At 72.5% G+C, this 25,192-nt stretch carries 24 protein-coding genes and 1 riboswitch; of the genes, 4 read left to right on the top strand and 20 right to left on the bottom strand.

Translation table 11 applies throughout. From position 1 onward, the window contains the following. The first annotated feature begins 9 nt into the window (after nt 1-9). The 3 genes from OG309_RS31440 to OG309_RS31430 are packed head-to-tail and all read left to right on the top strand — an operon-like array spanning nt 10 to nt 3,055. Entirely contained in the window at nt 10-837 is an 828-nt protein-coding gene (locus tag OG309_RS31440) for an STM4013/SEN3800 family hydrolase (protein ID WP_329428644.1), read from the top strand. Continuing rightward, entirely contained in the window at nt 834-2,177 is a 1,344-nt protein-coding gene (locus OG309_RS31435; RefSeq protein WP_329426023.1) for an STM4012 family radical SAM protein, read from the top strand. Before OG309_RS31440 ends, OG309_RS31435 begins: the two co-directional genes overlap by 4 nt. An 11-nt stretch (nt 2,178-2,188) precedes the next feature. Next, entirely contained in the window at nt 2,189-3,055 is an 867-nt protein-coding gene (locus tag OG309_RS31430) for an STM4011 family radical SAM protein (RefSeq protein WP_329426021.1), read from the top strand. Here OG309_RS31430 and OG309_RS31425 read toward each other — a convergent pair. Both OG309_RS31425 and OG309_RS31420 read right to left on the bottom strand, forming a co-directional pair. After that, entirely contained in the window at nt 3,042-3,836 is a 795-nt protein-coding gene (locus OG309_RS31425; protein WP_329426019.1) for an SGNH/GDSL hydrolase family protein, read from the bottom strand. The two genes, OG309_RS31430 and OG309_RS31425, sit on opposite strands and share 14 nt — an antisense overlap. A gap of 171 nt (nt 3,837-4,007) precedes the next feature. Beyond that, complete coding sequence (locus tag OG309_RS31420; protein WP_329426017.1) at nt 4,008-5,006, bottom strand: M23 family metallopeptidase; 999 nt, start codon at nt 5,004-5,006, stop codon at nt 4,008-4,010. Between the two features lie 4 nt (nt 5,007-5,010). Then, nucleotides 5,011-5,165, bottom strand: a riboswitch (cyclic di-AMP (ydaO/yuaA leader). Between the two features lie 373 nt (nt 5,166-5,538). Between OG309_RS31420 and OG309_RS31415 the strand changes: the two genes are divergently transcribed. After that, on the top strand, nt 5,539-6,336 hold the full coding sequence (locus OG309_RS31415) for a tyrosine-protein phosphatase (RefSeq protein ID WP_329426016.1): 798 nt from the start codon (nt 5,539-5,541) through the stop codon (nt 6,334-6,336). A 12-nt stretch (nt 6,337-6,348) separates the two neighbouring features. Here OG309_RS31415 and OG309_RS31410 read toward each other — a convergent pair whose 3' ends face one another. The 18 genes from OG309_RS31410 to OG309_RS31325 all read right to left on the bottom strand — a co-directional run bounded on the left by OG309_RS31410 (nt 6,349) and on the right by OG309_RS31325 (nt 25,126). After that, a complete protein-coding gene (locus tag OG309_RS31410) occupies nt 6,349-6,501 on the bottom strand; it encodes a DUF6126 family protein (RefSeq protein ID WP_329426014.1) in 153 nt (50 codons plus the stop codon). A gap of 34 nt (nt 6,502-6,535) precedes the next feature. Then, nucleotides 6,536-7,174 (bottom strand): helix-turn-helix domain-containing protein, encoded by a 639-nt coding sequence (locus OG309_RS31405; protein WP_329426012.1) that lies wholly within the window; start codon nt 7,172-7,174, stop codon nt 6,536-6,538. An 86-nt stretch (nt 7,175-7,260) separates the two neighbouring features. Next, on the bottom strand, nt 7,261-8,646 hold the full coding sequence (locus tag OG309_RS31400) for an aspartate aminotransferase family protein (protein ID WP_329426011.1): 1,386 nt from the start codon (nt 8,644-8,646) through the stop codon (nt 7,261-7,263). A 7-nt stretch (nt 8,647-8,653) separates the two neighbouring features. Then, nucleotides 8,654-9,676 carry an adenosyl-hopene transferase HpnH gene (gene hpnH, locus OG309_RS31395; RefSeq protein ID WP_329426009.1) on the bottom strand — a complete coding sequence of 341 codons (1,023 nt, stop codon included), beginning with the start codon at nt 9,674-9,676 and terminating at the stop codon, nt 8,654-8,656. A 7-nt stretch (nt 9,677-9,683) separates the two neighbouring features. Further along, on the bottom strand, nt 9,684-10,385 hold the full coding sequence (locus tag OG309_RS31390) for a phosphorylase family protein (RefSeq protein WP_329426007.1): 702 nt from the start codon (nt 10,383-10,385) through the stop codon (nt 9,684-9,686). Next, complete coding sequence (gene shc, locus OG309_RS31385; RefSeq protein WP_329426005.1) at nt 10,385-12,379, bottom strand: squalene--hopene cyclase; 1,995 nt, start codon at nt 12,377-12,379, stop codon at nt 10,385-10,387. Before shc ends, OG309_RS31390 begins: the two co-directional genes overlap by 1 nt. 128 nt (nt 12,380-12,507) lie before the next feature. After that, a complete protein-coding gene (locus OG309_RS31380; protein WP_402544757.1) occupies nt 12,508-13,566 on the bottom strand; it encodes a polyprenyl synthetase family protein in 1,059 nt (352 codons plus the stop codon). A 38-nt stretch (nt 13,567-13,604) separates the two neighbouring features. After that, entirely contained in the window at nt 13,605-15,029 is a 1,425-nt protein-coding gene (gene hpnE, locus OG309_RS31375; protein ID WP_329426001.1) for a hydroxysqualene dehydroxylase HpnE, read from the bottom strand. 82 nt (nt 15,030-15,111) lie between these two features. After that, the gene (gene hpnD / locus OG309_RS31370) at nt 15,112-16,062 is read right to left on the bottom strand and encodes a presqualene diphosphate synthase HpnD (RefSeq protein WP_329425999.1); all 951 of its coding nucleotides are present in this window, start codon (nt 16,060-16,062) and stop codon (nt 15,112-15,114) included. Next, nucleotides 16,059-16,979 (bottom strand): squalene synthase HpnC, encoded by a 921-nt coding sequence (gene hpnC, locus OG309_RS31365; RefSeq protein WP_329425998.1) that lies wholly within the window; start codon nt 16,977-16,979, stop codon nt 16,059-16,061. Before hpnC ends, hpnD begins: the two co-directional genes overlap by 4 nt. Before the next feature lie 312 nt (nt 16,980-17,291). Continuing rightward, entirely contained in the window at nt 17,292-17,936 is a 645-nt protein-coding gene (locus OG309_RS31360; protein WP_329425996.1) for a TetR/AcrR family transcriptional regulator, read from the bottom strand. Nucleotides 17,937-18,065: 129 nt separating this feature from the next. Beyond that, complete coding sequence (locus OG309_RS31355) at nt 18,066-18,851, bottom strand: ABC transporter ATP-binding protein (RefSeq protein WP_329425994.1); 786 nt, start codon at nt 18,849-18,851, stop codon at nt 18,066-18,068. Next, nucleotides 18,844-19,773 carry an ABC transporter permease gene (locus OG309_RS31350; RefSeq protein WP_329425992.1) on the bottom strand — a complete coding sequence of 310 codons (930 nt, stop codon included), beginning with the start codon at nt 19,771-19,773 and terminating at the stop codon, nt 18,844-18,846. Before OG309_RS31350 ends, OG309_RS31355 begins: the two co-directional genes overlap by 8 nt. Nucleotides 19,774-19,824: 51 nt before the next feature. Then, complete coding sequence (locus OG309_RS31345; protein WP_329425990.1) at nt 19,825-20,709, bottom strand: glycosyltransferase family 2 protein; 885 nt, start codon at nt 20,707-20,709, stop codon at nt 19,825-19,827. Nucleotides 20,710-20,720: 11 nt separating this feature from the next. Continuing rightward, the gene (locus tag OG309_RS31340; RefSeq protein WP_329425987.1) at nt 20,721-21,500 is read right to left on the bottom strand and encodes a CDP-alcohol phosphatidyltransferase family protein; all 780 of its coding nucleotides are present in this window, start codon (nt 21,498-21,500) and stop codon (nt 20,721-20,723) included. After that, on the bottom strand, nt 21,478-22,539 hold the full coding sequence (locus OG309_RS31335) for an iron-containing alcohol dehydrogenase family protein (protein ID WP_329425986.1): 1,062 nt from the start codon (nt 22,537-22,539) through the stop codon (nt 21,478-21,480). The genes OG309_RS31340 and OG309_RS31335 overlap by 23 nt, the downstream gene beginning before the upstream one ends. Then, nucleotides 22,527-23,276: a phosphocholine cytidylyltransferase family protein gene (locus tag OG309_RS31330; RefSeq protein ID WP_329425984.1), complete on the bottom strand. Its 750-nt coding sequence runs from the start codon at nt 23,274-23,276 to the stop codon at nt 22,527-22,529. Before OG309_RS31330 ends, OG309_RS31335 begins: the two co-directional genes overlap by 13 nt. Beyond that, the gene (locus OG309_RS31325; protein ID WP_329428642.1) at nt 23,273-25,126 is read right to left on the bottom strand and encodes a DUF5941 domain-containing protein; all 1,854 of its coding nucleotides are present in this window, start codon (nt 25,124-25,126) and stop codon (nt 23,273-23,275) included. The genes OG309_RS31330 and OG309_RS31325 overlap by 4 nt, the downstream gene beginning before the upstream one ends. Nucleotides 25,127-25,192: the final 66 nt, after the last annotated feature.

The following is a 25,192-nucleotide window of genomic DNA, read 5'->3' as shown; positions in this document are numbered from 1 at the left end:
GCACTGGACATGAACCGGATCGTCGGCAGCCACGACCTGCTCCTCGTCACCCTGGACACCCTGCGGTACGACGTGGCCGCCGAGCTGGCCGCCGAGGGCCGCATCCCGAACCTGGCCCGCCACCTGCCCGGCGGTGCCTGGGAGCTCCGGCACGCGCCCGGCAGCTTCACCTACGCCTCCCACCAGGCGATCTTCGCCGGCTTCCTGCCCACCCCCGCCTCGCCGGGACCGCACCCGAGACTCTTCGCCGCCTCCTTCGCGGGAAGCGAGACCACGGCCGACGGCACCTACGTCTTCCACGAGACGCCCGACCTGGTGTCGGCGCTCGCGCACGAGGGCTACCGGACCGTGTGCGTCGGCGGGGTCGGCTTCTTCAACGGGCGGCCGCCGCTCGGCGCGGTCCTGCCCGGCCTGTTCCAGGAGAGCCACTGGGAGCCCTCGTTCGGGGTCGCCTCACCCACCTCGTTCGAGTCGCAGGTGGAGCGCGCCGAGGAGGTCGTCGCCGCCCTCCCGCGCGACCGGCGCCTCTTCCTCTTCGTGAACGTGTCCGCCCTGCACCAGCCCAACTGGTTCCACCAGCCGGGCGCGAGCCGCGAGGCCGGTGACTCGCGGGCCACCCACGCCGCCGCCCTGGAGTACGTCGACCGGCACATCGGGCGCCTGTTCGCGGCCATGAGCAGCCGCCGCGACTGCTTCGCCGTCGTCTGCTCGGACCACGGCACCGCGTACGGGGACGACGGCTTCACCGGGCACCGGCTCGGCCACGAGAGCGTATGGAACGTGCCGTACGCACAGTTCGTCCTGCCCGGCCCGGACAGCATGGAGAACGCCGCATGACCCGCTCGACCGGGACGCCGCGCCCGTACCGCAGCTACGTCTACGCCTACCCGCACAAGACCGCGTACCGCCCGCTCCCCGAGCGGCCCCCGCTCGACGCGCTCTGGGCGGACGAGCCGAAGGACGCGCTCTCCCTCTACGCCCACATACCCTTCTGCGAGGTCCGCTGCGGCTTCTGCAACCTCTTCACCCGGATCGGCGCCCCCGACGAGCTGACGACCCGCTACCTCGACGCGCTGGACCGGCAGGCCGCGGCGGTGCGCGAGGCGCTGGGGGACGCGGGGCCGGTGCGGTTCGCCACGGCCGCGTTCGGCGGCGGGACGCCCACCTATCTGTCCGCCGCCGAGCTGGAGCGGCTCTGCGACATCGCCGAGCGACGGATGGGGGCCGACCTGCGGACGGTGCCGCTGTCCGTGGAGACCTCCCCGGCCACGGCGACCGCCGACCGGCTCGCGGTCCTCGCCGGGCGGGGCGCGACCCGGCTGAGCATCGGCGTGCAGAGCTTCGTCGAGGAGGAGGCCCGGGCCGCCGTGCGCCCGCAGCGCCGCGCCGACGTCGAGGCCGCCCTGGGACGCATCCGGGACACCGGCGTCCCGGTCCTCAACATCGACCTCATCTACGGCATCGACGGCCAGACCGAGGCGTCCTGGCGCCGCTCGCTCGACGCCGCGCTCCAGTGGCGGCCCGAGGAGCTCTACCTCTACCCGCTGTACGTCCGCCCGCTCACCGGCCTCGGCCGGCAGACCGGCGGGCAGGACGCCGACCGGGAGTGGGACGCGCAGCGGCTGCGGCTCTACCGGCACGGACGGGACCACCTCCTCGCCCACGGGTACCGACAGGTGTCGATGCGCATGTTCCGGCGCGCCGACGCGCCCGCGCTCGGCCCCGACGACCACGCCTGCCAGACCGACGGCATGATCGGCCTGGGCTGCGGCGCCCGCTCCTACACCTCGCGGCTGCACTACTCCTTCGACTACGCGGTCGGGATGCGCGAGATCCGCTCGATCATCGACACGTACACGGCGACGGCGGACTTCTCCCGGGCGGAGGTGGGCCGGCCGACCGGTCCGGACGAGGCCCGCCGCCGCCATCTGCTGCAGTCGCTGCTCCAGGCCGAGGGCATGGAGACCGCGGACTACACGGCCCGCTTCGGCGCCTCGCCCTTCGCGGACTTCCCGGCCGAGCTCGCCCGCTTCGAGGAGCTGGGCTGGCTGGACGGGGATGCTCCCGGCGGGCTGCTCCGGCTCTCCCCCGAGGGCCTCGCGTTCTCGGACGGGCTCGGCCCCGAGCTGTTCTCCCCGGCGGTGCGGGCGGCGATGGCCGCGTACGAGGCGAAGTAGCGGGGCCCGGCATGGATCTGACCCTGTTGTACCGGGGCCCCTTGGCCTCCTGCGACTACGACTGCCCGTACTGCCCGTTCGCCAAGCGCCGCGACAGCCGCGCGGCGCTGACGGCCGACCGGGCCGCCCTGGAGCGCTTCGCCGGCTGGGCGGCGGAGCGGCGGGACGACCGGCTGCGCGTCCTGTTCACCCCGTGGGGCGAGGGCCTGGTGCGCTCCTGGTACCGGCGCGCGCTGGTGGAGCTCTCCCGGCTGCCCCACGTGGAGCGGGTGGCGATCCAGACCAACCTGAGCTGCCGCACGGAGTGGCTGGACGAGGCCGACCCGGACAGCGTGGCCCTGTGGTGCACGTACCACCCGGGCCAGACCCCGTACGAGCGGTTCCTCGGCAAGTGCCACGCGCTCGCGGGGCGAGGCATCCGCTTCAGCGTGGGGATCGTCGGCCTGCCGGAGCACCTGGCCGCCGCCCGGCGGCTGCGCGCCGAGCTGCCGGCCGGCGTCTACCTGTGGGTGAACGCGGCCGAGGGCCGCACGTACACCGACGTGGAGGCCGAGGAGTGGACGCTCCTCGACCCCCTCTTCCCGTACAGCCGGCATCCGCACCGCTCGGCCGGGCTGCCGTGCCGCACCGGCGAGTCGGTCGTCTCGGTGGACGGCGACGGGACGGTGCGGCGCTGCCACTTCGTCAGGGCCGAGCTGGGCAACCTCTACGACGGGTCGTACCGGACCGCACTGCGCCCGCGGCCCTGTCCGCTCGCCGTCTGCGACTGCCACATCGGCTACGTCCACCTGGAGACGCTGCCGCTGTACGACGTGTTCGCCGGCGGCGTCCTGGAACGGATACCGGCCGGACTCCCCGCGTCCCCTAGAGGGGCATGAGGTCGGGGCGCTTGGCCTCGACGTGGTCCCCGGAGCTCTCGCCGCGCAGACGGCGTCCGATCCACGGGACCAGGTACTCCTTCGCCCAGTGGATGTCGTCCTTGCGGACCTCGAGGGTGCCGCGCGGAGCCTGCGGCGGCCACGGCTGGTCCGGGTCGGCCGGCACCGGCAGACCGAGGACCTGGGCGGCGCGCAGCGCGACCCGGGTGTGTCCCTCGGCCGACAGGTGGAGCCGGTCGTCGTCCCAGGCCCGCCGGTCCTGGACCGACTTCAGCGACCACAGGTCGAGCACCGGGCAGTCGTAGCGGTCGGCGATGCTCCGGACGTGGGCGGTGTAGGTGGCGATCTTCCCGCGCAGGTGCTTCAGGACGGGCACGTCGCGCGTGTCGAAGCCGGTCGTCACCATGACGGTGCCCACGGCGGAGGTCAGGTCGGCGACCGCGCGCTCGAAGCGCTCGGCCACGTCGTCGGGGTCGGTCCCGGGGCGGATGATGTCGTTGCCGCCGGCGCAGAAGGTCACCAGGTCGGGGGCGAGTTCCTTCGCCCGGGGGACCTGCTCCGCGACGATCTGGTCCAGAAGGCGCCCCCGCACCGCCAGGTTGGCGTAGCGGAAGGCGTCGTTCTCCGGCAGCTGGTCGGCGAGCAGGACCGCGAACCGGTCCGCCCATCCGACGTACGTCCCGTCGGGGCCGGGGTCGCCGACGCCCTCCGTGAAGCTGTCACCGATCGCCGCGTACGACCCGAATGCGTTCTTGTCTCTTGTTCTCGAATCGTCTGCCACGGGAACACATCTTTCCCTTACGGATGTGACCTACGCGACCGTAAGGAGGGGTTGACGGCGGGTGACATATGCCACCGATAAAGATTCCACCAAGCCGGAATACGCCGGAGGCCCGGCACGTGGGTGCCGGGCCTGCGGGGTGAACCCGTGGAGTTCGCGGGGTCAGCAGCCTCAGATGCTGACGCCGTGCTGGCGCAGGACGGCCAGCGGGTCGATGTCGGAGCCGTACTCCGGCCCGGTGCGCATCTCGAAGTGCAGGTGGGGTCCGGTGACGTTGCCGGTCGAACCGGAGAGGCCGATCTGCTGGCCGCCGCTGACCGTCTGGCCGGCGGAGACGGAGAGCGAGGAGAGGTGCCCGTACTGCGAGAAGGTGCCGTCGGCGTGCTGGATGACGACCTGGTTGCCGTACGCGCCGCCCCAGCCGGCCGAGTAGACGGTGCCCGGTCCGACCGCCCGGACGGTGGTCCCGGTGGAGGCGATGAAGTCGACGCCGGTGTGGTAGCCGGAGGACCACATCGAGCCGGAGGCCCGGTACGGGGTGGAGACGCCACCGCCGGCGATGGGAGTGACCCAGCCGGAGGAGGTGGTCTGGCCCGCCGAGGAAGAGGAAGAGGAGGAGGAAGAGGAGGAGGAAGAGGAGGACGAAGAAGAAGAGGAGGACGAGGACGCGGAGGACGACGAGGCCGTCGAGGTGGCGGCGGCCGAGGAGCGCTCGCTGTCGCGGGAGGCGCGGGTGTCGTCGCCGGTGCTCTTCGCGCTGCGCTCGGCCTTCGGCGCGTGGGCCTTGGCGGTGCCCTTGGCGCCGAGGGTGAGCTTCATGCCGGGGAGGATCAGCGAGGGGTCCTCGCCGACGACCTGGCGGTTGTCGCGGTAGAGCTTCTGCCAGCCGCCGGCCAGGTGGTGCTCGCCGGCGATCTTGGACAGGTAGTCGCCGCGGACGACGGTGTACGCCTTGGGGGCGGCGGCGGGCTTGGCGGCCGGCGCCTGGGCGGGGGCCGCGGCGGCGACGGCCTGCGGGGCCTTCGCGGTCGGGGCGGCCTGCTCGGCGGCGTGTGCGCCGGTCGCGCCGATGAGCGGCAGGGCGACGACGGCGCCACCGGTGCCTGCGGCGACGAACCCGCGGGTGATCGGGTTGACCTTGGGACGGCGGTGCTTACCCTTCGCGGGCATGGCGAATTCCTCTCCGTCGCCTGCGAGGTGAGCTGTCGGGTTCGGACTGGAGATGTCCGGCAGCGCTTGCGCGCGGCTTCACCCCGAGCCGTCCTTCTTCGAGGGATCGGCGAACTACCTGGGTCCCCCGCTCCTGCCTTGTACGGGTGGTGTGCGGATTCCGGGCGGCGGCAGGATTAGGCGGTCCGTCCGGATTGAGCGCGACGCTAGACGAGGCGGGTGGGCGTGAACAAGCCACTGATTTCCCGACAGTGACTCAGGCGCGATTTCCGGCCGGAATTACGGTCACCCTCCGTGGATGACGGTCCCTCGATTTCCCTTTCCGGAAGGGAATTTGGAAAAGACGATCAGGCACGGTCCGTCACGTCTATGACGCTGCTCACGCGCCGAATGCCATCTCCCCCGGTATCAGGGCGCGTTACCCCTAAGGGTTCAATTCGGACAGAACACCCATTACAGCCCGAGGGGGTGCGGCCGGGGCCCCTCACCTGGATGATTGCCCCAGGAACCGATCTCGAGACCAGGAGCATCCGTGACGCAGACGACGACCGAGCCCGAGCTGACCGGCGTACGCAACTTCCGCGACCTCGGCGGGCTGCCGACGGTGGACGGACGGAGCGTGCGCGCCGGACGCCTCTTCCGCAGCGGTCACCTGGCGCACGCCACGGCGGAGGACGCGACGTTTCTCGCCACCCTTGCCCTGCACACCGTCTTCGACTTCCGCAACGAGGCCGACCGGCGCATGGAGGGGGCGGACGTGGAGCTGCCCGGCGTGCGGAACGTGAACATACCGCTCAACGACCCGGCCGACGGCAAGGAGTTCTGGAAGCTGGTGCGTTCGGGCGACCTGGCGCAGCTGCGCGAGATCCTGGGCGACGGCAAGGCCGCGGCCCGGATGTCCGATTCGTACCAGAAGATGATTGTGGAGCGGACGGCCGAGCACAGCCGCGTCCTGCACGCCATGGCCGAGGAGAGCGTGCCGGCCCTGATGCACTGCGCCGCCGGCAAGGACCGCGCCGGTCTGTCCATCGCGATCACGCTGCTCGCCGTCGGCGTCGAGCGCGAGGCGATCGAGGCGGACTACGTGAAGTCGAACGAGCCGCACCGCCGGTACAAGGTGCAGCGCAGCTCCACCGCCGAGGGCGCCATGTCGCCCGAGGTGATGGAGCTGCTGAGCCCGCTCTTCGACGCGCGGGTGGAGTATCTGCGGGCCGCCTTCGCGACCATCGAGGAGACCTGGGGTTCGGTCGACGCCTACCTGGCGGAGGGGCTGCGGCTCGCCCCTCAGACCCGGGAGCGGCTGCGCGAGCGGCTGCTCGTCGAGGCGTAGCCTCCGCGCTCCCTACTGGCCGCCGCCCATCGCGAACAGCAGGTAGAGGAAGCCGGCGAAGAGGTGCCCGGCGATCAGGTAGGCGAAGAGGCGGAGCACCAGCCCCTTCGGGAACTTGCCGTTGCCACGCTCTTCGCCGGTGTCCGGTACGGAGTTCTGGGACATGTCGGTCCTTTCCACGGTCGGGGGACTCGGAGGGTCAGCGCCGGTGCGGGGTCCCGTCGCCGAGGCACAGCTCGGCGACGGGACTCTGCATCAGGGTGTGGACGAAGAGCAGCTCGGCCCCGGCGCGGGTGGCGGCGCCGATCCGGTGCGGGGTGAGCGAGTCGAAGTGCGCGCTGTCCCCGGGATCGAGGACGTGCACCGTGTCGCCGAGGGCGAGCCGCACGCGGCCCTCCAGGACGTGGATCCACTCCTCGCCGGGGTGGACCCGCACGATGTCGGCGCGGGTGGCGTAGGGCACGTGCACGCGCAGGCACTGCAGGGCGCGCCCGGCGCCGCCGGCCTGGCGGTAGATCCAGCCGTCGGCCTCGACCGGTTCGGAGCGCCCGGCCCGGACGACCGGGTCGTGCTCGGGCGGCGTCTCGCCCAGGAGCTCGGAGACCGTCGTACCGTAGATGCGGGACAGGGCCAGCAGCATCGGCAGCGAGGGCTGTCGGTTACCCGTCTCCAGGCGGGACAGGTGGGCCGGCGAGAGTCCGGCCCGCTGGGCGGCCGCCTCCAGGGTGAGCCCCCGGCGGCGGCGCAGGGCCCGCAGCTGCGGAGCGACGTCCGGCAGGACGTCGGGCGCGGCGGGGGCGGCAGGGTCCGGGGAGGATTCCCCGGGGACGTGGTCCATGCGTCCATTCCGCCAGGTTCATGCCTCTGAGGCAAGTTTCTTGCCCCAGAGGCAAAAGACCGGAGTCCCGGCCGTACCCGGCACGGTCAGCGTTGCGCGACCGCCTGCTTGACCAGCGTCTTCCCGAAGTCCCACATCAGTCCGCCGCCGCCGTGGGCGTCGTCCATCACCGCCGTGAAGGCGGTCACGAAGCGGTCCACGTCCGCCTCGTCGATGACCAGCGGCGGGATCAACTTGATCACTTCCAGATGGTCGCCCGACACCTGGGTGAGGATCCGGTGCCGCTGGAGCAGCGGCACCACGACCATCTGCGCGAAGAGACCCTTGCGGGCCGCCTGCAGCATCGTCCAGCGGCTGCGCAGCCCCAGGGAGGACGGGCGCCCGAACTCGATGCCGATCATCAGCCCGCGGCCCCGGACCTCCTTCAGCAGCTCGTAGCGCGGCACGAGCTCCCGCAGCCGGGCGGAGAGCAGGCCGCCGATCCGCCGGACGTGGGCGACGGTGCCCTCGGCCTCCATGACCGAGAGCACCGCGAGCCCGGCGGCCATGGCCTGCGCGTTCGCCCCGAAGCTGGCCGAGTGGACCAGGACCCGGTCCATCGACGAGTAGACCTTCTTGAAGATCCAGTCCTTGCCGAGCGTGGCGCCGACCGGCACGTAGCCGCCGGAGAGCGCCTTGGCGACGCAGACCAGGTCCGGCTCGACTCCCTCCTCGTGCTGGTACGCGTAGAAGTCGCCGGTCCGGCCGAGGCCGGTCTGCACCTCGTCGGCGATCAGCAGCGCCCCGTGCCGGTGCAGCAGCTCCTGGGCGGCGCGCAGGAAGCCCGGCGGGGACTCCAGGACGCCCTTGCCCTGGATCGGCTCCACGACGAACGCGGCCACGTCCCCCTTGCGCAGCTCCCGCTCCAGGGCGTCGAGGTCGCCGAGGCCGATCGCCGTGTCCGGCAGCAGCGGGCCGAAGCCGTCCCGGAAGCCGTCCTCGCCGTTGACGGAGAGCGAGCCGGTGGTCAGCCCGTGGAAGGCGTGGGAGCAGTAGAGGACCCTCGGCCGCCCCGTGGCGCAGCGGGCGAACTTGAGGGCGGTCTCCACGGCCTCGGTGCCGCTGTTGCCGAAGAAGACCCGGTCGAGGTGGGGGCTGTGGGCGAGCAGCCGCTCGGCGAGCAGTCCGGGCAGCGGCTGGCAGTCGAAGCGGGTGAGGTCGGCGAGCTGGGCGTCGAGGACGTCGTGCAGCGCCTTGCGGACGACGGGGTGGTGCCGGCCCAGGCCCATGACGCCGAAGCCGGCGAGCATGTCCAGGTAGTCCGCCCCGTCCGCGTCCCAGAAGTGGGCGCCCTCGGCCCGCTCGTACACCTTGTCGAAGCCGATGGTGTGGAGCATGCGCGGGAGCTGGTGGTTGAGGTGCCGGGCGTGCAGCTCGTACCGCTCGCCCCCGCGCTCGGCGAGCAGGGCCCGCAGGTCGAACTCGCCCGTCATGACCGGCTCACCCGTTGTTCCCGTGGACGGTCTCCCGTACCGCGCGCAGCGACTCCTTGAGCGAGCCCATGGTGGCGAGGACGGCGGTGGGCTCGTAGCCGCAGTGCGCCATGCAGTTGGCGCAGCGGGGGTCCTTGCCGCGGCCGTACGCATCCCAGTCGGTCTCTTCGATGAGCTCGCGGTACGTGGGGACGTAGCCGTCGCTCATCAGATAGCAGGGGCGCTGCCACCCGAAGAGGGAGTAGTTCGGGATCGCCCACGCGGTGCAGGGGAAATCGGCCTTGCCTTCCAGGAAATCGAGGAAGAGCGGCGAGTGGTTGAGCCGCCAACGGCGCCGGTTTCCGCCTGCGAAGGCCTTCTTGAAGAGTTCTCTGGTCTGCTCGACGCCCAGGAAGTGCTCCTGGTCGGGAGCCTTCTCGTAGGCATAGGCGGGCGAGATCATCATTTCGTCGACCTGGAGGTCGTCGTTGAGGAAGTTCAGCACCTCGATGATCGTCTGGGGGGTGTCGGTGTTGAAGAACGTCGAATTGGTGGTGACCCGGAAGCCGCGCCGCTTGGCCTCCTTGATCGCCGCCACCGCCTCGTCGAACACTCCCTCCTTGGCGACGGACTCGTCGTGCCGCTCGCGCAGTCCGTCGATGTGGACGGCGAAGGCGAAGTACGGGGAGGGGGTGAAGTCCTCCAGCTTCTTGCGCAGCAGCATCGCGTTGGTGCAGAGGAAGACGTACTTGCGCTTGGCCACCAACTGGCGGACGATCTCGTCGATCTGAGGGTGCATCAGCGGCTCGCCGCCGGCGATGGAGACCATCGGCGCCCCGGACTCCAGGACGGCTCCGACCGCCTGGGCGACCGGCATGCGCTGCTTGAGCACGCCCGCCGGATGCTGGATCTTGCCGCAGCCCTCGCACTTGAGGTTGCAGGCGAACAGCGGCTCCAGCTCGACGATCAGCGGGAACTTCTCCCGCTTGCGGAGCTTCTGTTCGAAGAGGTAGGTCCCGACCCGGATGGACTGACGGAGCGGCATGGCCATAACTCGCTCACCTCCTGGGGAGCAGCAAAGAACGGTGCCATTCGAAGAAAGCGGGAAGGACGGCACGAAGAACGCGGAAAGCCGATATTCCACCGCGCACCGTGCCGATCCGGACCAGTTCATGTTCTGGAGCGTCCACGACCACCCGTACGGCCGCAACCGGGCGGGGTCCGGCCGCCACCGCCGTACGCAGGGTGGCGGCGGACTCCATGTCGACGGCGACGGCCCCGCCGGCCCTCAGCGCGGCCCGCTCCGGGCCGCGCACCACGTGGTCGGAGCCGGTCAGCGGGCCGGTGTGGACGGTCCGCCCGGGCACGGCCCTGGCGAGCGCCTTGACCAGCAGCTCCGTGCCCGTGCAGGGGGTCACCCCGTCGGGGCCGCGGGTCTCGTCGGCGACGATCAGGTCGCCGGGGTGCATCCCGGGGGCGAGCCCGGCGCAGAAGCCGGAGGCGATGACGGCCGCGTCCCGCCAGGCCTCGGCCTCCAGGGCCCGGGAGACGGCCCGGCGCGCGTGCGCCGGGCCCATGCCGGTCCGCATCACGGTCATCGGCGCGGGCGCCGCCGCCCGCTCGGCGCCGCGCGCGCCGCTGCGCAGCGCCAGCTGCTCGATGCCGAGGGCGCAGGCGATCAGCAGCGGCGGCACGACGGCGGGGGCGGCCGGGAGGGCGGGCCCGTCGGGTGCGGCGGCGGCGCCGGGGTCCCGGGCCATCAGGCCCTCCCGGGTCCGCGGAGCACCGGCTCCCCGTTCACGTAGCGGCCGAGCGCCGTGAGCGGGAAGACCTGCCGGTACAGGTGGTAGTTGATCGAGAAGTCCCAGGGGAAGCCCGTGCCGGTGAAGTACGGCTCGTCCCAGGAGCCGTCCTCCCGCTGGGTCGCGACCACCCAGGCGACGCCCCGCCGGACCGCCTCCGACCCCCGCTCGCCCGCCGCGAGCAGCGCGATCAGCGCCCAGGCGGTCTGCGAGGCGGTGGAGGTGCCGTGGCCGACCCACTGGCGCTCCGAGTAGGAGCGCAGGTCCTCGCCCCAGCCGCCGTCCTCGTTCTGCACCGACTCCAGCCAGGCGACGGCCCGCCGGATCGCGGGGTGCCCGACGGCCAGTCCGGCGGCGGTCAGGGCGGGCACGACCGAGCCCGTGCCGTAGACGTAGTTGACGCCCCAGCGGCCGAACCAGGCCCCGCCCGGCTCCTGCTCGGCGAGCAGCCACTCGATGCCCCGGCGGGCGCGCGGGTGGCCGGCCTTGCCCTCGTACGCCAGCATCTCCACCACGTGGGCGGTGACGTCGGCGGAGGGCGGGTCGATGACCTCGCCGAAGTCGCAGAACGGCAGCCGGTTGGGGAAGGCACTGGTGTTGTCGGCGTCGAAGGCGGCCCACGCGCCGTTCTTCGACTGCATGCCGACGGTCCAGCGGGCGGCCCGGGCGATGGCCGCGTCGACCCGCGCCTGGTCGGGGTGGTTCACCCGGCGCAGCGCGAGGATCACCTCGGCGGTGTCGTCGATGTCCGGGTAGTTGTCGTTGTGGAACTCGAACGCCCAGCCGCCGGGCGGGAGTCCGGGCCGCCGCACCGCCCAGTCGCCGGTGCGCACGATCTCCTCGCCCAGCATCCAGTCGGCCGCCTTGACCAGCGCCGGGTCGTCGGGGCGCACCCCGGCGTCGGCGAGGGCGATGGTGGCGAGACAGGTGTCCCAGACCGGCGACTGGCAGGCCTCGATCATCCGGGCGCCGTCCTCGCGCCACACAGCGAACCGGTCGAGGGACTCCAGGCCGGCCCGCATGACCGGGTGGTCCAGGTCGTAGCCGAGGAGGTGGAGGGCGATCACCGAGTAGACGGCGGGCGGCTGGATACCGCCCCAGCAGCCGTCGTTCTCCTGCCGCTCGATGATCCAGCGGGCGGCGACGTCCATGGCGCTCTTCCGCAGCCGGCGCGGGGCCAGCTTGCGGTAGAGGTGCAGCCCCTTGTCGACCCGCTGGAAGAAGCCGTCCCAACTGGCCGCGGAGGGAAGACGTTTCGCCGGGTTCGGCCGGTCCGGGTCGGTGTGCAGCTCGTCCAGCGCGAAGGGCGCGGGCCGCACCGGGCGCTTGGCCGAGACGACGGTGAGCGGCACGATCGTCTGCCGGGCCCAGCAGCCGAAGTCGTAGATGTTGAGCGGGAACCACGAGGGCAGGTAGATCAGCTCGGGCGGCAGTTCGGGCAGGTCCTCCCAGCGCCACCAGCCGAACAGGGCGAGCCAGATCCGGGTGAAGACCCGGGCCGCGGCGATGCCGCCCCGCTCACGGATCCAGGCGGCGGCGCGCGCCATGTGCGGGGCGTCGGGGAGGTCTCCGGCCAGCCGCAGGGCGACATAGGCCTCGATGGTGACGGAGAGCTCGCCGGGCCCTCCGTAGAACGTGGCCCAGGTGCCGTCCTCGCGCTGCTCGCCCCGGATGAACAGGGCGGCGGCGCGGGTGGTCTCCGGGTCCAGGATGCCGAGGAACTGGCGCAGCAGGAGGTCCTCGGCGTCCATGGTGACGTTGGTCTCCAGGTCGCCCTTCCACCAGCCTTCGGCGTCCTGGCGGCCGAGGAGGTGGCGTACGGAGAGCTCCGCGGCCCGGGCGGCGGATGCTTCGAGCGCCGCCTCCTCGCTGTCGGTGCGGTCTGTGGTGTCGCTGGCCGCGGCTGCTCGGGGTCCCACGGCCCCGGCGCTTCCGTCGGTCGTCGCTGTCATGGCTTCCCCTTCGTGCAGTCGGTGTACTTCGGAGTACTTCCGCGTTGATCTGCTTCTTCGGGTCTGCCGTCGGCCGGTGCCGGGAGGCACCGGCCGGCGACTGCGCACTCATATCAGAGTGATGGTGATCATCTCTTCCGTACGACGACGAAATCGGCCAGCGCGGTGAGCTGGGCGCGGACATGGGCCGGCAGCTCCACGTCGTGCAGGGCCTCGATGGCGACGGCGTGCTGGCGGCGGGCCTCCTGGGAGGTCCACTCGCGCCCGCCGGCCTCCTCGATGAGGGCGGCGCGGGTGGCGAACTCCTCCTCGGAGAAGCTGTCGAAGTCGCTGCTCTTGGCGTCGGCGGCGAGCAGTTCGCCGAGCCGCTCGGAGGCGGGGCCGCCGGCGGCGAGGGCGGCGACGACCGGCAGGGACTTCTTGCGCTGGCGCAGGTCGGACCAGGTCTGCTTGCCGGTGGCCTCCGGGTCGCCCCAGATGCCGAGCAGGTCGTCGACGGCCTGGAAGGCGAGGCCGAGGTGGTAGCCGTACTCCTCCAGCTTGTCGGCGGTGCGGTCGTCCGCGCCGCCGAGGACGGCGCCGATGGAGACGGCGCAGGCGAGCAGGGCGCCGGTCTTGTTGCCCTCCATCTCCAGGCACTCCTCGACGGTGACCCGCTCGCGGTGCTCGTACGAGATGTCCTGGGCCTGCCCGTCGATCAGCTTGCGGGTGGCCGTGGTCAGCCGGCGGGTGGCCCGGCCGGCCTCGACGGTGCCGAGTTCGAGGAGCAGCTCGTTGGCGAGGGCGAAGAGGGCGTCGCCGACCAGGATGGCCTGGGCGGGGCCGTGCACCTTCCACACCGTGTCGCGGTGCCTGCGCTGCTCGTCCCCGTCCATCAGGTCGTCGTGGAGCAGCGAGAAGTTGTGCACCAGCTCCACGGCGACGGCGCCGGGGATGCCGACCTCCGGGCCGGCGCCCGCGGCCTCGGCGGAGATCAGGGCCAGCGCGGGGCGGACGGCCTTGCCGCTGTCGCCCTCGGTGGGCTTGCCGTGGGCGTCGATCCAGCCGAAGTGGTACGCGGCCACGGTGTCCATGGGCGGCGCGAGGCGGTCGACGGCCGCCCGCATGACGGGCGTGGACAGGGCGCGGCCGCGTTCCAGCAGCGCGGCGACGTCCGCGGTGTCGACCGCCGGATTCCCCGGGGGCACAGTCGGCACGGTTTCTCCTCTAGTTCCGGTACTCACACTCATGCCGCCTCCTGCAGCGGATGGTCGTAGCGGCGGCCGAGGGCGGAGAGCGCGGCGCCCGCGGCGCTGAAGCCGCTGCGGACGGCGCTCTCCATGGTCGCGGGCCAGCCGGTGGCGGTCCACGCGCCGGCCAGGTACAGGCCCGGGGCGTGGGTGCGGGCGCCGGGGCGCAGTCGCCCTACGCCGGGGGTCGGGGCGAAGGTGGCGGTGCGCTCCCGGGTGACGAAGAAGTCGCGGATCCCGGCGCCGCGGGCGGCGGGCAGCAGCCGCTCCAGCTCGGGCAGGTAGCGCTCGCGCAGGACGGCGACGGGCTCGTCGATGTCGTCCTGGGCGGCGGACTGGGAGATCGCGAGGTACTGGCCGCCCCCGGTGAGGCCGGAGGACTCGGTGCGGTCGAAGACCCACTGGACCGGGGAGCCGAGCGCGGTGAAGAAGGGCTGCCGCAGGACCTTGCGGTCGTAGACGACGTGCAGGTTGAGGATGGGCGCGGTGCCGATGTCGAGGAGCCTGTCGGGGTCGTCGAGCGCCCCGTCGGGCAGCAGCTCGCGCGTCTCGCGCTGGGGTACGGCGAGGACGACGGTGTCGGCCTCCAGGACCTCCCCGGCGGTGTGGACGCTCCAGCCGCCGCCCTCCCGGCTCAGGATCCGCTCGGCCTTGGTGCGCACCTCGGTGCGCACGCCGGCCGAGTCCAGGGCCTTGCGGGCGAGGGTGTCGTGCAGGTCGCCGAGCGGGACGTGCGCCCAGCCGATGTCGGCGGCGCCGGGCTCGGAGAGCAGGCCGGTCTTGAAGACCATCGCGGCGAGTCCCATGGAGGCGTGCGGCGCGGTGGCGTTGAGGGTGGCGACGCCGACCAGGTCCCACAGGGCCTCGACGGTGCGCGGGGACTGGCCGTGCCGTCCGAGCCAGGTGGCGAAGTCGATGCCGTCGAGGGCGGGGTCGGCCGGGTCCAGCTTCTTCAGGGCGAGCGCGGCCCGCCCGACGCTCGCCCGCTCGGCGAGCGAGAGGTGCGGGTAGGTGGCGAGGCTCCGGGCGAGGTGCAGGGGCACCGGCAGGGCCGAACGCCGCAGTCGCCCGAGCCGGGGCCCGGCCGGGTGGCCGACGTCGAGCACGGGCACGTCGAGGCGGTCCTGCACGGGCGCGAGGTGCGCCCCCTCGACGCGGTCGAGGAACCAGCGGTACGCGGTGCAGCAGCGCAGGTAGACGTGCTGCCCGTTGTCGACGCTGAGCTCGCCGCGCCGGAAGGAGAAGGCGAGGCCGCCGAGCCGGGGGCGGCCTTCCAGCAGGGTGACCCGGACTCCGGCGTCGGCCAGCTGGAGCGCGCTGGTGACCCCGGCGAGGCCGCCGCCGACGACGACGGCGTGCGGCCGCGAGCCGCCGTGGAGCGCGGCGTCCCCGGGCGTGGCACAGCACTCGTCGGCGGTCATGCGGCGGCCTCCCCTGGGAACGTCGTGATCACAGACGCGGAACGGGCGGCCCGGGTTGTCTCCGCGCGGCCCCTGGCGGGCTTCACGCCGGCCTCCGGAGCGTGCGCCGGGAGATGTGCCGGGCGTCGAGGCCGGAGAGCCCCCGCACGGCGACGTAGGCCTTCTCGCGCCCGGGCAGCGAGACCCGGCCGCGCAGCACGGCCGCGGGATCGCGCTCGATCCGGTCGAGCAGCCGGCGGTAGATCCCGGCCATGGCGGCGACGCAGGCGCCGCTGCGCCGGTCCAGCATGGGCAGGAGCCGGTACCCCTCGGCGAACAGCGCGCGGGCGCGCCGCACTTCGAAGTGGACGAGGCCGTCGAAGTCGGCCCCGGCGGGCGGGGTCTCGCTGCCGAAGCCGTCGGAGCAGCCGAACTTGGCCAGGTCGTCGGCGGGCAGATAGGTGCGCCCGTTGCCGGCGTCCTCCCGCACGTCGCGGAGGATGTTGGTCAGCTGGAGGGCGAGCCCGAGGGTGTCGGCGTACTCGGCGGCGCGTTCGACGCCGGGGGCGCCGGGCTGGGTGCCGAAGACGCCGAGCGAGAGCCGGCCGATGGCCCCGGCGACGCAGCGGCAGTAGACCTTGAGGTCGTCCCAGGTCTCGTACGTCTCGCCGCGCACGTCCATGAGGACGCCGTCGATGAGTTCGTCGAGCCCGCCGAGCGGGATCGGGAAGCGGCGGGCGGCGTCCGCGAGGGCGACGGCGACCGGATCGGTGTCGTCCTCCTCGATCTCGCCGGCGCGCACCCGCGCGAGCAGGGCCCGGGTCGCCTCCAGGCGCCGGTCCTTGTCGTCGGGCGCGAGCGGCCCGTCACCGATGTCGTCGACGCGGCGCGAGAACGCGTAGAGCGCCGACATGGCCTGCCGCTTCTCGACCGGCAGGAGTCGGATCCCGTAGGCGAAGTTGCGGGCCTGCTGCCCGGTCACGGCCTCGCAGTAGCTGTACGCGGCCTGTACCGGTGCGGACGGCTGCGGCTGTTCCTCCACGGTCCGGCTCACCCCTCTCTCCGCGCCGCGAGCAGGACGGAGCCGGCCCGGCGCATCAGACTCGGTTTGTCGGCCTTGGGCGGCCCGGGCAGGACGTCGAACCCGGCGTCCGCGATCGCGTCGAGCGCCGCGTACCCCCCGGCGGTGAAGCCGGCGAGCAGCAGCCGCAACCGCCCCTGGACGCTGCCGACCAGCGGGGCGCCGGCGTCGAGCAGGGCGCGGGTCCGGTCGGCCTCGAAGGCGATCAGGGCGCGCACGGAGGCTCCGGCGGTGGGCCGGGCCAGGTCGTCCTCGGTGACGTGGAAACGCTTCATGTCCTCGGCGGGCAGATAGATCCGGTCGCGCGCCAGGTCCTCGGTGACGTCCTGGAGGTGCTCGACGATCTGCAGCGCGGTGCAGATCTCGTCGGAGCGGCGCAGGCGTTCGGGGGTGGCGGTGCCGGTGATCGCCAGGACGAGCCGGCCGACGGGGTTGGCGGAGAGCTCGCAGTAGGCGAGGAGGTCGTCGTAGGTCTCGTAGCGACGGACCAGCTGGTCCTGCCGGTTGGCGGCGACCAGGCCGAGGAACGGCTCGGGGGTGAGCCCGTGGCGCTCGACGGCGGGGCGCAGCGCGCGCAGCAGCGGGTGGCGGGGCTCGCCGTCGGCGGGGTCGAAGACGCGCAGCAGGTCGGTCTCGAAGGCGTCGAGCATCGCGAGCCGGTCGTCGGCCCGGCCGGGGTCGACGCCGAGGTGGCGGGCGTCGGCGCCGCCGGGCGCGAGGTCGCCGTCGCCGATGTCGTCGACGAGACGGGCGAAGCCGTAGACGCGCATCAGGTCGTCGCGCCAGGCGCGCGGCAGGAAGAAGGGGGCCACGGGGAAGTTCTCGTCCGCGGCCTTGCCGAGAGTGGTGCGCGAGGAGGCGTCGGGGTGCACCTGCCGGGTTCCCGTCACCGGCCGCTGCCCGACGCGAGGACGGCGACACCCTCGTGGAGCTGGAGATTCTGCGTCATGGCCGTCACATCTCCCGTTCTACACTGCGGATCCAATCCATCCTATTTCGGACACGCCGCCGACCTCTGCCCGTGGCTCACCGCCCGGCGGTCGGGGCGCCGAGGGGTATCACCCCACTTGCCGCGAAACAGACCGGTACAGCTTACGTCGTAAGGGACTCCAGGCCGCGCCCGGGGGCGGCGCGCTCCGCGACAACGCGCGGCGTCACGTCAACCTTCCCGTACACAGCGGTAGTTGACGCAAACTTGACCCTCACGGGGCGCGCGTCCCGGAGACCACCATGGCGAGGGTGGACTCGACGACGTCGGCGCGGCGCTGGGCCGGCAGCCGTCGCAGCGGACCGTCGAGCAGCAGGAGTGACAGTCCGTGCACGGCCGACCACGCGGCGGCCTCGGCGGCTGGGCGGGGCGGCCGGGGCGGGCGGGCGGTCGCGCCGAGGGCGTCGAGGGCGTCGGCGAGCAGGGTGAAGGCGCGCACCTCGACGCAGCCGGTGTCGGCCTCGGGGCCGGCGTCGCCGGATGCGGTACGGGGGGTGCTGAAGGCCGACCGGTAGAGGCCGGGCTGGTCGACGGCGAAGGCCACGTAGCCGCGGCACAGGGAGGCGAGGCGGGCCTCGGCGGCGAGCGCCGGGCTGTCGGCACCGGGGGCGCGGACGGCGGTGCGTTCCATGGAGTCGGCGAGGGCCCGGCGGGCGTGGTCCCGGACGGCCGCGAGAAGCTCCCCGCGGCCCTCGAAGTGCCGGTAGGCGGCGGTGGGCGAGACGCCGACCCGTCGGGCCGCCTCGCGCAGCACGACCGCCTCGGGGCCTCCTTCGGTGGCGAGGTCGACGGCGGCGCAGATGAGAGCGTTGCGCAGGTCGCCGTGGTGGTAGGTCTTGCCTCCCGAGATCGCTGGCATGCGCTCATCCTGCCCGATGTTGACCGCATGAACATTCCGGGCGGTCCCGCCACGCGCAAAAAGCGTCAGCCGCCCCCCACCGGTCATACCGGTGGGGAGCGGCCGAGGCGCGCCCCTGGTCGGGGGAGGTTACTTGCCGGTCTCCCGCTCGTAGGCGGCGATGACCTCGTCGGTCGGGCCGTCCATGAGCAGCTCGCCCTTCTCCAGCCAGAGCACGCGGTCGCAGGTGTCCCTGATCGACTTGTTGCTGTGGCTGACCAGGAAGACCGTGCCCGCCTCCTTGCGCAGCTCGCGGATGCGCTGCTCGGAGCGGATCTGGAACTTGCGGTCGCCGGTCGCCAGCGCCTCGTCGATCATGAGGACGTCGTGCTGCTTGGCGGCCGCGATGGCGAAGCGGAGCCGGGCGCCCATGCCGGACGAGTAGGTCCGCATCGGCAGCGAGATGAAGTCGCCCTTCTCGTTGATCCCGGAGAAGTCGACGATGTCCTGATATCGGCTCTTGACCTCTTCGCGGCTCATGCCCATGGCGAGGCCGCCGAGGATCACGTTGCGCTCGCCGGTCAGGTCGCTCATCAGCGCCGCGTTGACGCCGAGCAGCGAGGGCTGGCCGTCGGTGTAGACCTTGCCGCTCTCGGTGGGGAGCAGGCCCGCGATGGCGCGCAGCAGGGTCGACTTGCCCGAGCCGTTGGTGCCGATGAGGCCGATGGCCTCGCCCCGGTACGCGGTGAAGGAGACGCCGCGCACCGCGTGCACCTTCCGGACACCGCGCTCGGCGTCGCCCTTCTTGCGCTTGATGATGCGGCTCAGCGCTGCGGTGGCACTGCCCTTGCCGCCGCCCGCGCCGTTGACGCGGTAGACGATGTGGACGTTGTCCGCGATGACGGTGGGCACCCGGCCCTCGGTGTGGTCAGCCACGGCCGTACCTCTCCTCGGCCTTCCAGAAGTAGACGAAGCCCCCCACGCCGATCACGACGGACCAGGCGAGGGTCACGAACCAGACGTGCGGCGGAAGGTTGGACCCACCGTAGCCGTCGATCAGCGCGAACCGGACCAGGTCCATGTGCAGGGCGGCCGGGTTGTACTGGAGCAGGTCGGCCAGCCAGGCGGGCTTGTCCTCCAGCATCACCGGGATGGAGAACATGACGCCGGAGGCGTACATCCAGGTGCGCATGATGAACGGCATCAGCTGCGCCAGGTCCGGGGTCTTCGCGCCCATCCGCGCCACGATCATGGCGAGACCGGCGTTGAAGACGAACTGGAGCGCCAGGGCCGGGAGGAGCAGCAGCCAGGACGCCGACGGGTAGCTGCCGAACGCGACCGCGATGAGGACCAGCACGATCATCGAGAACAGCAGCTGCTGGAGCTGCTGGAGGCAGAAGGAGATCGGCAGCGAGGCCCGCGGGAAGTGCAGCGCCCGCACCAGGCCGAGGTTGCCGGAGATCGCGCGGACGCCGGCCATCACGGAGCTCTGGGTGAAGGTGAACACGAACACGCCCGTCACGAGGAACGGGATGTACACGGAGCGTGACATGCCCCGGTCCGCGTTCAGGATCAGGCCGAAGATCAGGAAGTAGACCATCGCGTTGAGCAGGGGGGTGACCACCTGCCACACCTGGCCCAGCTTCGCCTGGCTGTACTGCGCGGTGAGCTTCGCCTGGGAGAAGGCCAGGATGAAGTGGCGGCGGCCCCACAGCTGGCGGACGTACTCCGCGAGCCCCGGCCGGGCCCCGCTGACCGAGAGGCCGTGCTTGGCGGCCAGCTCGGCCGCACTCAGGCCGTCGTCTGCGGACGGCCGGGTGCTCGTCACGACCCCACCGTCCTGGGATGTGTCACTCACAAGTCGAAAACTTTCGTGTTCAAGATGCGCGGCAAGTCGGGTACCACGATGTCAGACCACGGGCGGGCGACCCAGTCGGGTCAGCCGCCACACCGTACGCCACCTCATGGGGTGCCGGGGCCCGCAGGGAGCCGTCCAGCCCTCCCGGAAACCGCCGAACCACGCCTTGAGGGCGGATACGGAGGGTCGCCGTGCCAGGGTGAGCAGCAGCCAGACGCCGAGATAGACCGGCACCAGGGGCGCGGGCAGATTGCGACGGGCCAGCCACACGCGGTTGCGGGCCACGTTGAAGTGGTACGTCGCGTGCCGGGACGGCGGGGTGGTGGGGTGCAGCAGCACCATGTCGGAACGGTAGTCGATCATCCAGTCGGCGTCGAGCGCCCGCCAGGCCAGATCGGTCTCCTCGTGCGCGTAGAAGAAGGCGTCCGGAAGACCGCCCACCTCGGCGAAGACCTTGGTCCGCACCGCGTTGGCGCCGCCGAGGAAGGTGGTCACCCGCGAGGAGCGCATCGGGTCCGAGGCCCGCAGCCGCGGCACGTGCCGGCGCTGGGTGAGCCCGGTCTCCGGGTCGGCGATCCGGAAGCTGATGATGCCCAGCTTCGGATCGGCCGTGAAGGCCTGGCGGACCAGCTCCGCGGTGTCGCTGTTGGCGAGCAGCCCGTCGTCGTCGAGGAAGAGCAGCGCGTCGACGTCGGTGCCGCCGGGGCCGAAGGCCTCGATGCCGACGTTGCGGCCGGCCGGGATGCCGACGTTCTCCGGCAGGGAGACCGTACGGACGCCCTCGGGCACGTCGGTGATCTCGACGCCCTGGCCGACGACCACGACCTCGACCCGCTCGCCGTCCTGTCCGGCGACCGAGTCGAGCAGGGCGCGCAGGTCGTCCGGCCGGTTGCCCATCGTGATGACGACGGCGCCCAGCTTCATCGGCTCTGCCATGACCGCGGCCCTCACTTCAGCCTGCTGGAGGCCAGGATCGACACCAGGTGCAGCACGGTCTGGAGCAGCGCGATGCCGGCCAGGACGGCCACGCCGAGCCGCGAGAAGAACAGGTCGCCCCGGACCTGGTCCGCGATCGCGAGCACCAGGATCAGCAGGGAGGCCTCGATCCCGAGGATCAGCCGGTGGAACTTGAGCGCTCCGGCGGCCCTGCGGGCCAGCGCCATGCCGGAGGAGCGCGGCTCGGACGCCGCCTCCTTGACCGGCGGCAGTCCGCCCTGGTGCCGGGCGAGGCCGACGAGGTCGGTCTCGGCCTTGATCAGGATGGCGCCGAGCGCGGCGAGCGTGCCGAGGAAGGCCCACAGCCAGTCGATCCGGCCGCTGCCCCACAGGTCGGCGGCGCGCAGGCCGAAGCCGACGAGGACGGCCGCGTCACACAGGTAGGCGCCGACCCGGTCGAGGTACACGCCGGCCAGCGAGAACTGCTTCTTCCAGCGGGCCACCTCGCCGTCGACGCAGTCGAGCAGCAGGTAGAGCTGGACCATGAGCACGCCGAGCAGCGCCCCGGGGATCCCGGGGATCAGCAGGGCGGGAGCGGCGAGGACGCCGGCGAGCGTCATCACGTAGGTGAGCTGGTTCGGCGTGACCCGGGTCTTCACCAGGTGCCGGGTGATCCGCAGCGAGATCTCCCGCATGTAGAGGCGGCCGCCCCAGTGTTCGCCGCTCCGCCGGTCCTTCACACCCGGGGGGTGGACGACCGGGCGGAGCTCAGCTACCGATGGCTTTTGCATAGTCGGCGTACGCGTCCCTGATCTGGTCTGTGGACAGGTCGAGGTGCTCGAGGATGGTGAACCGGCCGGGCCGGGTCTGCGGGGCGAACTCCACCGCCCGGACGAACTCGTCCACGCCGAAGCCCATCTCCTCCGGGAGCACGGGCAGGCCGTGCCGCCGCAGCGTGGCGACCATCTGCGCGGACTCCTCGGCGGCGCCGCGCAGGTGCATGGCGAAGGCGGCGCCGAGGCCGCACTGCTCGCCGTGGCTGGCCGCGCGGGTCGGGTAGAGCAGGTCGAAGGCGTGGCTGATCTCGTGGCAGGCGCCCGAGGAGGGGCGGCTGTCGCCGCTGATCGACATCGCGATGCCGGACATCACCAGGCCCTCGGAGAGGGTGACCAGGAAGTCGTCGTCGCCGACGCCGCCGGGGTGGCGGAGCACGGCCTCGCCGGCGCTGCGGGCCATGGCGGCGGCCAGGCCGTCGACCTTCTCGCCGGTCTCGCGGTGGGAGAGCTCCCAGTCGGCGATGGCGGAGAGGTTGGAGATCGCGTCGCCGATGCCGGAGCGCACGAAGCGCGCCGGGGCGTCGCGGATCACGTCGAGGTCGATGACCAGCGCGATCGGGGTCGGCACACCGTAGGAGCCCCGGCCGTTGTCGTTGTCCAGGGTGGAGATGGGCGAGCAGATCCCGTCGTGCGACAGGTTGGTGGCGATCGCGACGAGCGGCAGGCCCACCCGGGCCGCCGCGTACTTCGTCACGTCGATGATCTTGCCGCCACCGAGGGCCACGACCGCGTCGTACCGCTTGCCGCGCATGGCGTCGGCGAGCTTGACCGCCTCGTCGATGGTGCCGCCCGCGACCGGGTACCAGTCGGCGTCCGGGAGCTCGGGGGCGAAGCGGTCACGCAGCTTCAGGCCGGAGCCGCCGCTGATGGCGACGGCGATCCGGCCGTTGCTGGAGATCCGCTGGTCCGCGAGGAGCGCGGACAGGTCGTCCAGCGCTCCTCCGCGGATGTCGACGACGACCGGCGACGGAATGAGCCGGGTCAGTACTGGCACGCGATGTCACGGCCCTTCGCCAGGTCGTCGTGGTTGTCGATCTCGACCCACTTGACGTCGCCGATCGGCGCCACGTCGACGGCGAAGCCGCGGTTGACCAGCTCCTGGTAGCCGTCCTCGTAGTAGAGGTCGGGGTCGCGCTCGAAGGTGGTCTTGAGGGCGTCGGCCAGCTCCTCGGCGGCCTCGGCCTCGATGAGGGTGACACCGATGTACTCGCCGGTCGCGTCGGCCGGGTCCATCAGCTTCGTGATCTTCTGGACGCCCTTGCCCTCGGCGGTGACGACCTTCATCTCCTCGTCGGCGAGGTTCTTCACCGTGTCGAGGGCGAGGATGATCTTCTGGCCCTGGCCGCGGGCGGCGAGCAGGGTCTTCTCGACGGAGACCGGGTGGACGGTGTCGCCGTTGGCGAGGATGACGCCCTTCTTCAGGACGTCACGGGCGCACCACAGGGAGTAGGCGTTGTTCCACTCCTCGGCCTTGTCGTTGTCGATCAGCGTGATCGAGACGCCGTACTTCGCCTCCAGGGCCTCCTTGCGCGCGTACACGGCCTCCTTGCGGTAGCCGACGACGATCGCGACCTCGGTGAGGCCGACCTCGGCGAAGTTCTTCAGCGTGAGGTCGAGGACGGTCAGCGAACCGTCGCCCTCGCGGTCCACGGGCACGAGGGCCTTCGGAAGGGTGTCGGTGTAGGGGCGCAGACGCCGTCCGGCACCGGCTGCCAGTACGAGGCCAATCATGCTGTCTCTCCTTCGTCGTGTACGGCGGGTGCTCCGGAGGAGACCCAGAAGCGGATGGACTCCACGAGGACCACGAGGCCGACGGCGACCGCGAGTGCGGTGAGCGCCGAGGTGAAGTCGTTGCCGCGGTTCGCCAGCAGGGCGGCGAGTACGACCACCACGAGCGTGCGTCCCTCGTGGCCGCCGACGGTGCGCACCAGCCACGCGGGCGGCGCGCCGGTGCCGCCGCGGATGCGGTACACCGTGTCGTAGTGATGGTAGGCGACCGCCGCGACCAGCCCGAATGCGGCGGGGAGCGCCTGGGCGGAGTCGGCCTTGGCGGCCAGCACCAGCACCGTGACGTACTCCGCGGCCCGGAAGAGCGGCGGCACCAGCCAGTCCAGGGCCCCCTTGAGGGGGCGGGAGGCGGTCAGGCCCGCCGCCATCACGTAGAGCACCGCGACCGCGACCAGCCGGACGTCGCCGAAGGGCAGGTACAGCGCGCCCGCGATCATCAGGACGGCGCCGAGGGCCGCCGCGTACACGGGTCCGACCTTGCCGGTCCGGCCGCGCAGCAGGCGTGCCTGGAGCTCGGCGAGCGGGCCGGAGTCCGCGAGGTCGGCCAGTGCCTGGGCGGCCCGGTCGGTGCGGGTCGCCCTGCGGGTCAGCGAGCGCAGCACGCGGCCCGCCGTGGTGTAGCTCGCACCGAAGGCGCAGCCGACGATCAGCGCCCAGAAGACGATCCGGGGGCTGGTGACGGCGGTGAGGACGGCGATCATCGCCCAGCGCTCGCCGATCGGCAGGATGATCATGCGGCGGGCCCAGACGGTCCAGCCGACGCTGTCGAGCCTGCTGGAGAGGGCCGCGGTGGGGCTGGTGTTGGCGGTGGCGTCGTGGTTGGCCTCGTTGAACGAGAAGTCCACGACGTGCCGGCAGGTCATCAGGACCATCGCGCCGAGCGCGAGGGCCCACACGTCGTCGCCGTTCCGGGCCGCGCCGAGGGCCAGGCCCGCGTAGAAGGCGTACTCCTTGGCGCGGTCGAAGGTGGCGTCGAGCCAGGCGCCCATCGTCGAGTACTTGAGCGCGTAGCGGGCGAGCTGCCCGTCGGTGCAGTCGAGGACGAAGGAGACCAGGAGCAGGACGCCGGCCGCGACGTACCCGGTGCGCTCGCCGGTGGCGGCGCAGCCGGCCGCGATCAGCGCGGTGAGCAGCGAGGCGGTGGTGACCTGGTTGGGGGTCAGTCCGCGACGCGCGCACCAGCGGGCGACGTAGCGCGAGTACGGGCTGATGAAGAAGGTGGTGAAGAAGCCGTCGTGGGCCTTCACGGCGGAGCGCAGCCGGACGGCCTCGTCGTCGACGGCCGCGACGCCGGCCCGCGCCTGGTGGCGGGCCTCGGCGTCCTCGGGCACGGCGGCGACGAGGGTGCCGAGCGCCGGCCGGTGCACGGCGACGCCGTCGGCGTCGAGCGCGGTGGCGAGGGCGTCGGGGAGGTTGTCCACGACGTCGTGCGGGGCGGGTGCCGGGGCGGTCGTCGCGAGGACGTCGGCCTGGGCCGTGGCCGCGGGCGCCCCGGCCTCGGCGGCCGCCAGCGCGCGGGCAAGCGCCGGGCGGGCCTCGGGCTGCGCGGTGAGGGCGCCGGGCGCGGCGGCGGCCGGGAAGCGGGGGTCCGTGAGCGCCAGCCGCAGGGCGTGCAGGTGCCCGACGAATCGGGGGTCCACGACGGCGACGCGCTGTCCGGCGGGTACGGCGGCGAGCAGGCCGCTCGTCTCGTGCGGACCGGAGGCGACCTCGACGTGGAAGCCGAGGGACCTCAGATCGGCGTCGAGCGACGATCCGGGTACCGGCGGGCCGGTGAGGATGGCGGTCGACAGGACGAACTCACTCCTTGGAGCTGACGGACGGGCCGGCGGGGCCCACGGCACGGCCTCGGGCGCGGC

It is taken from the genome of Streptomyces sp. NBC_01268 (genome assembly GCF_036240795.1).
GTDB lineage: Bacteria > Actinomycetota > Actinomycetes > Streptomycetales > Streptomycetaceae > Streptomyces.
Note: the sequence above shows the minus strand (reverse complement) of the source record. Positions and strands in the feature narration are given on the sequence as shown.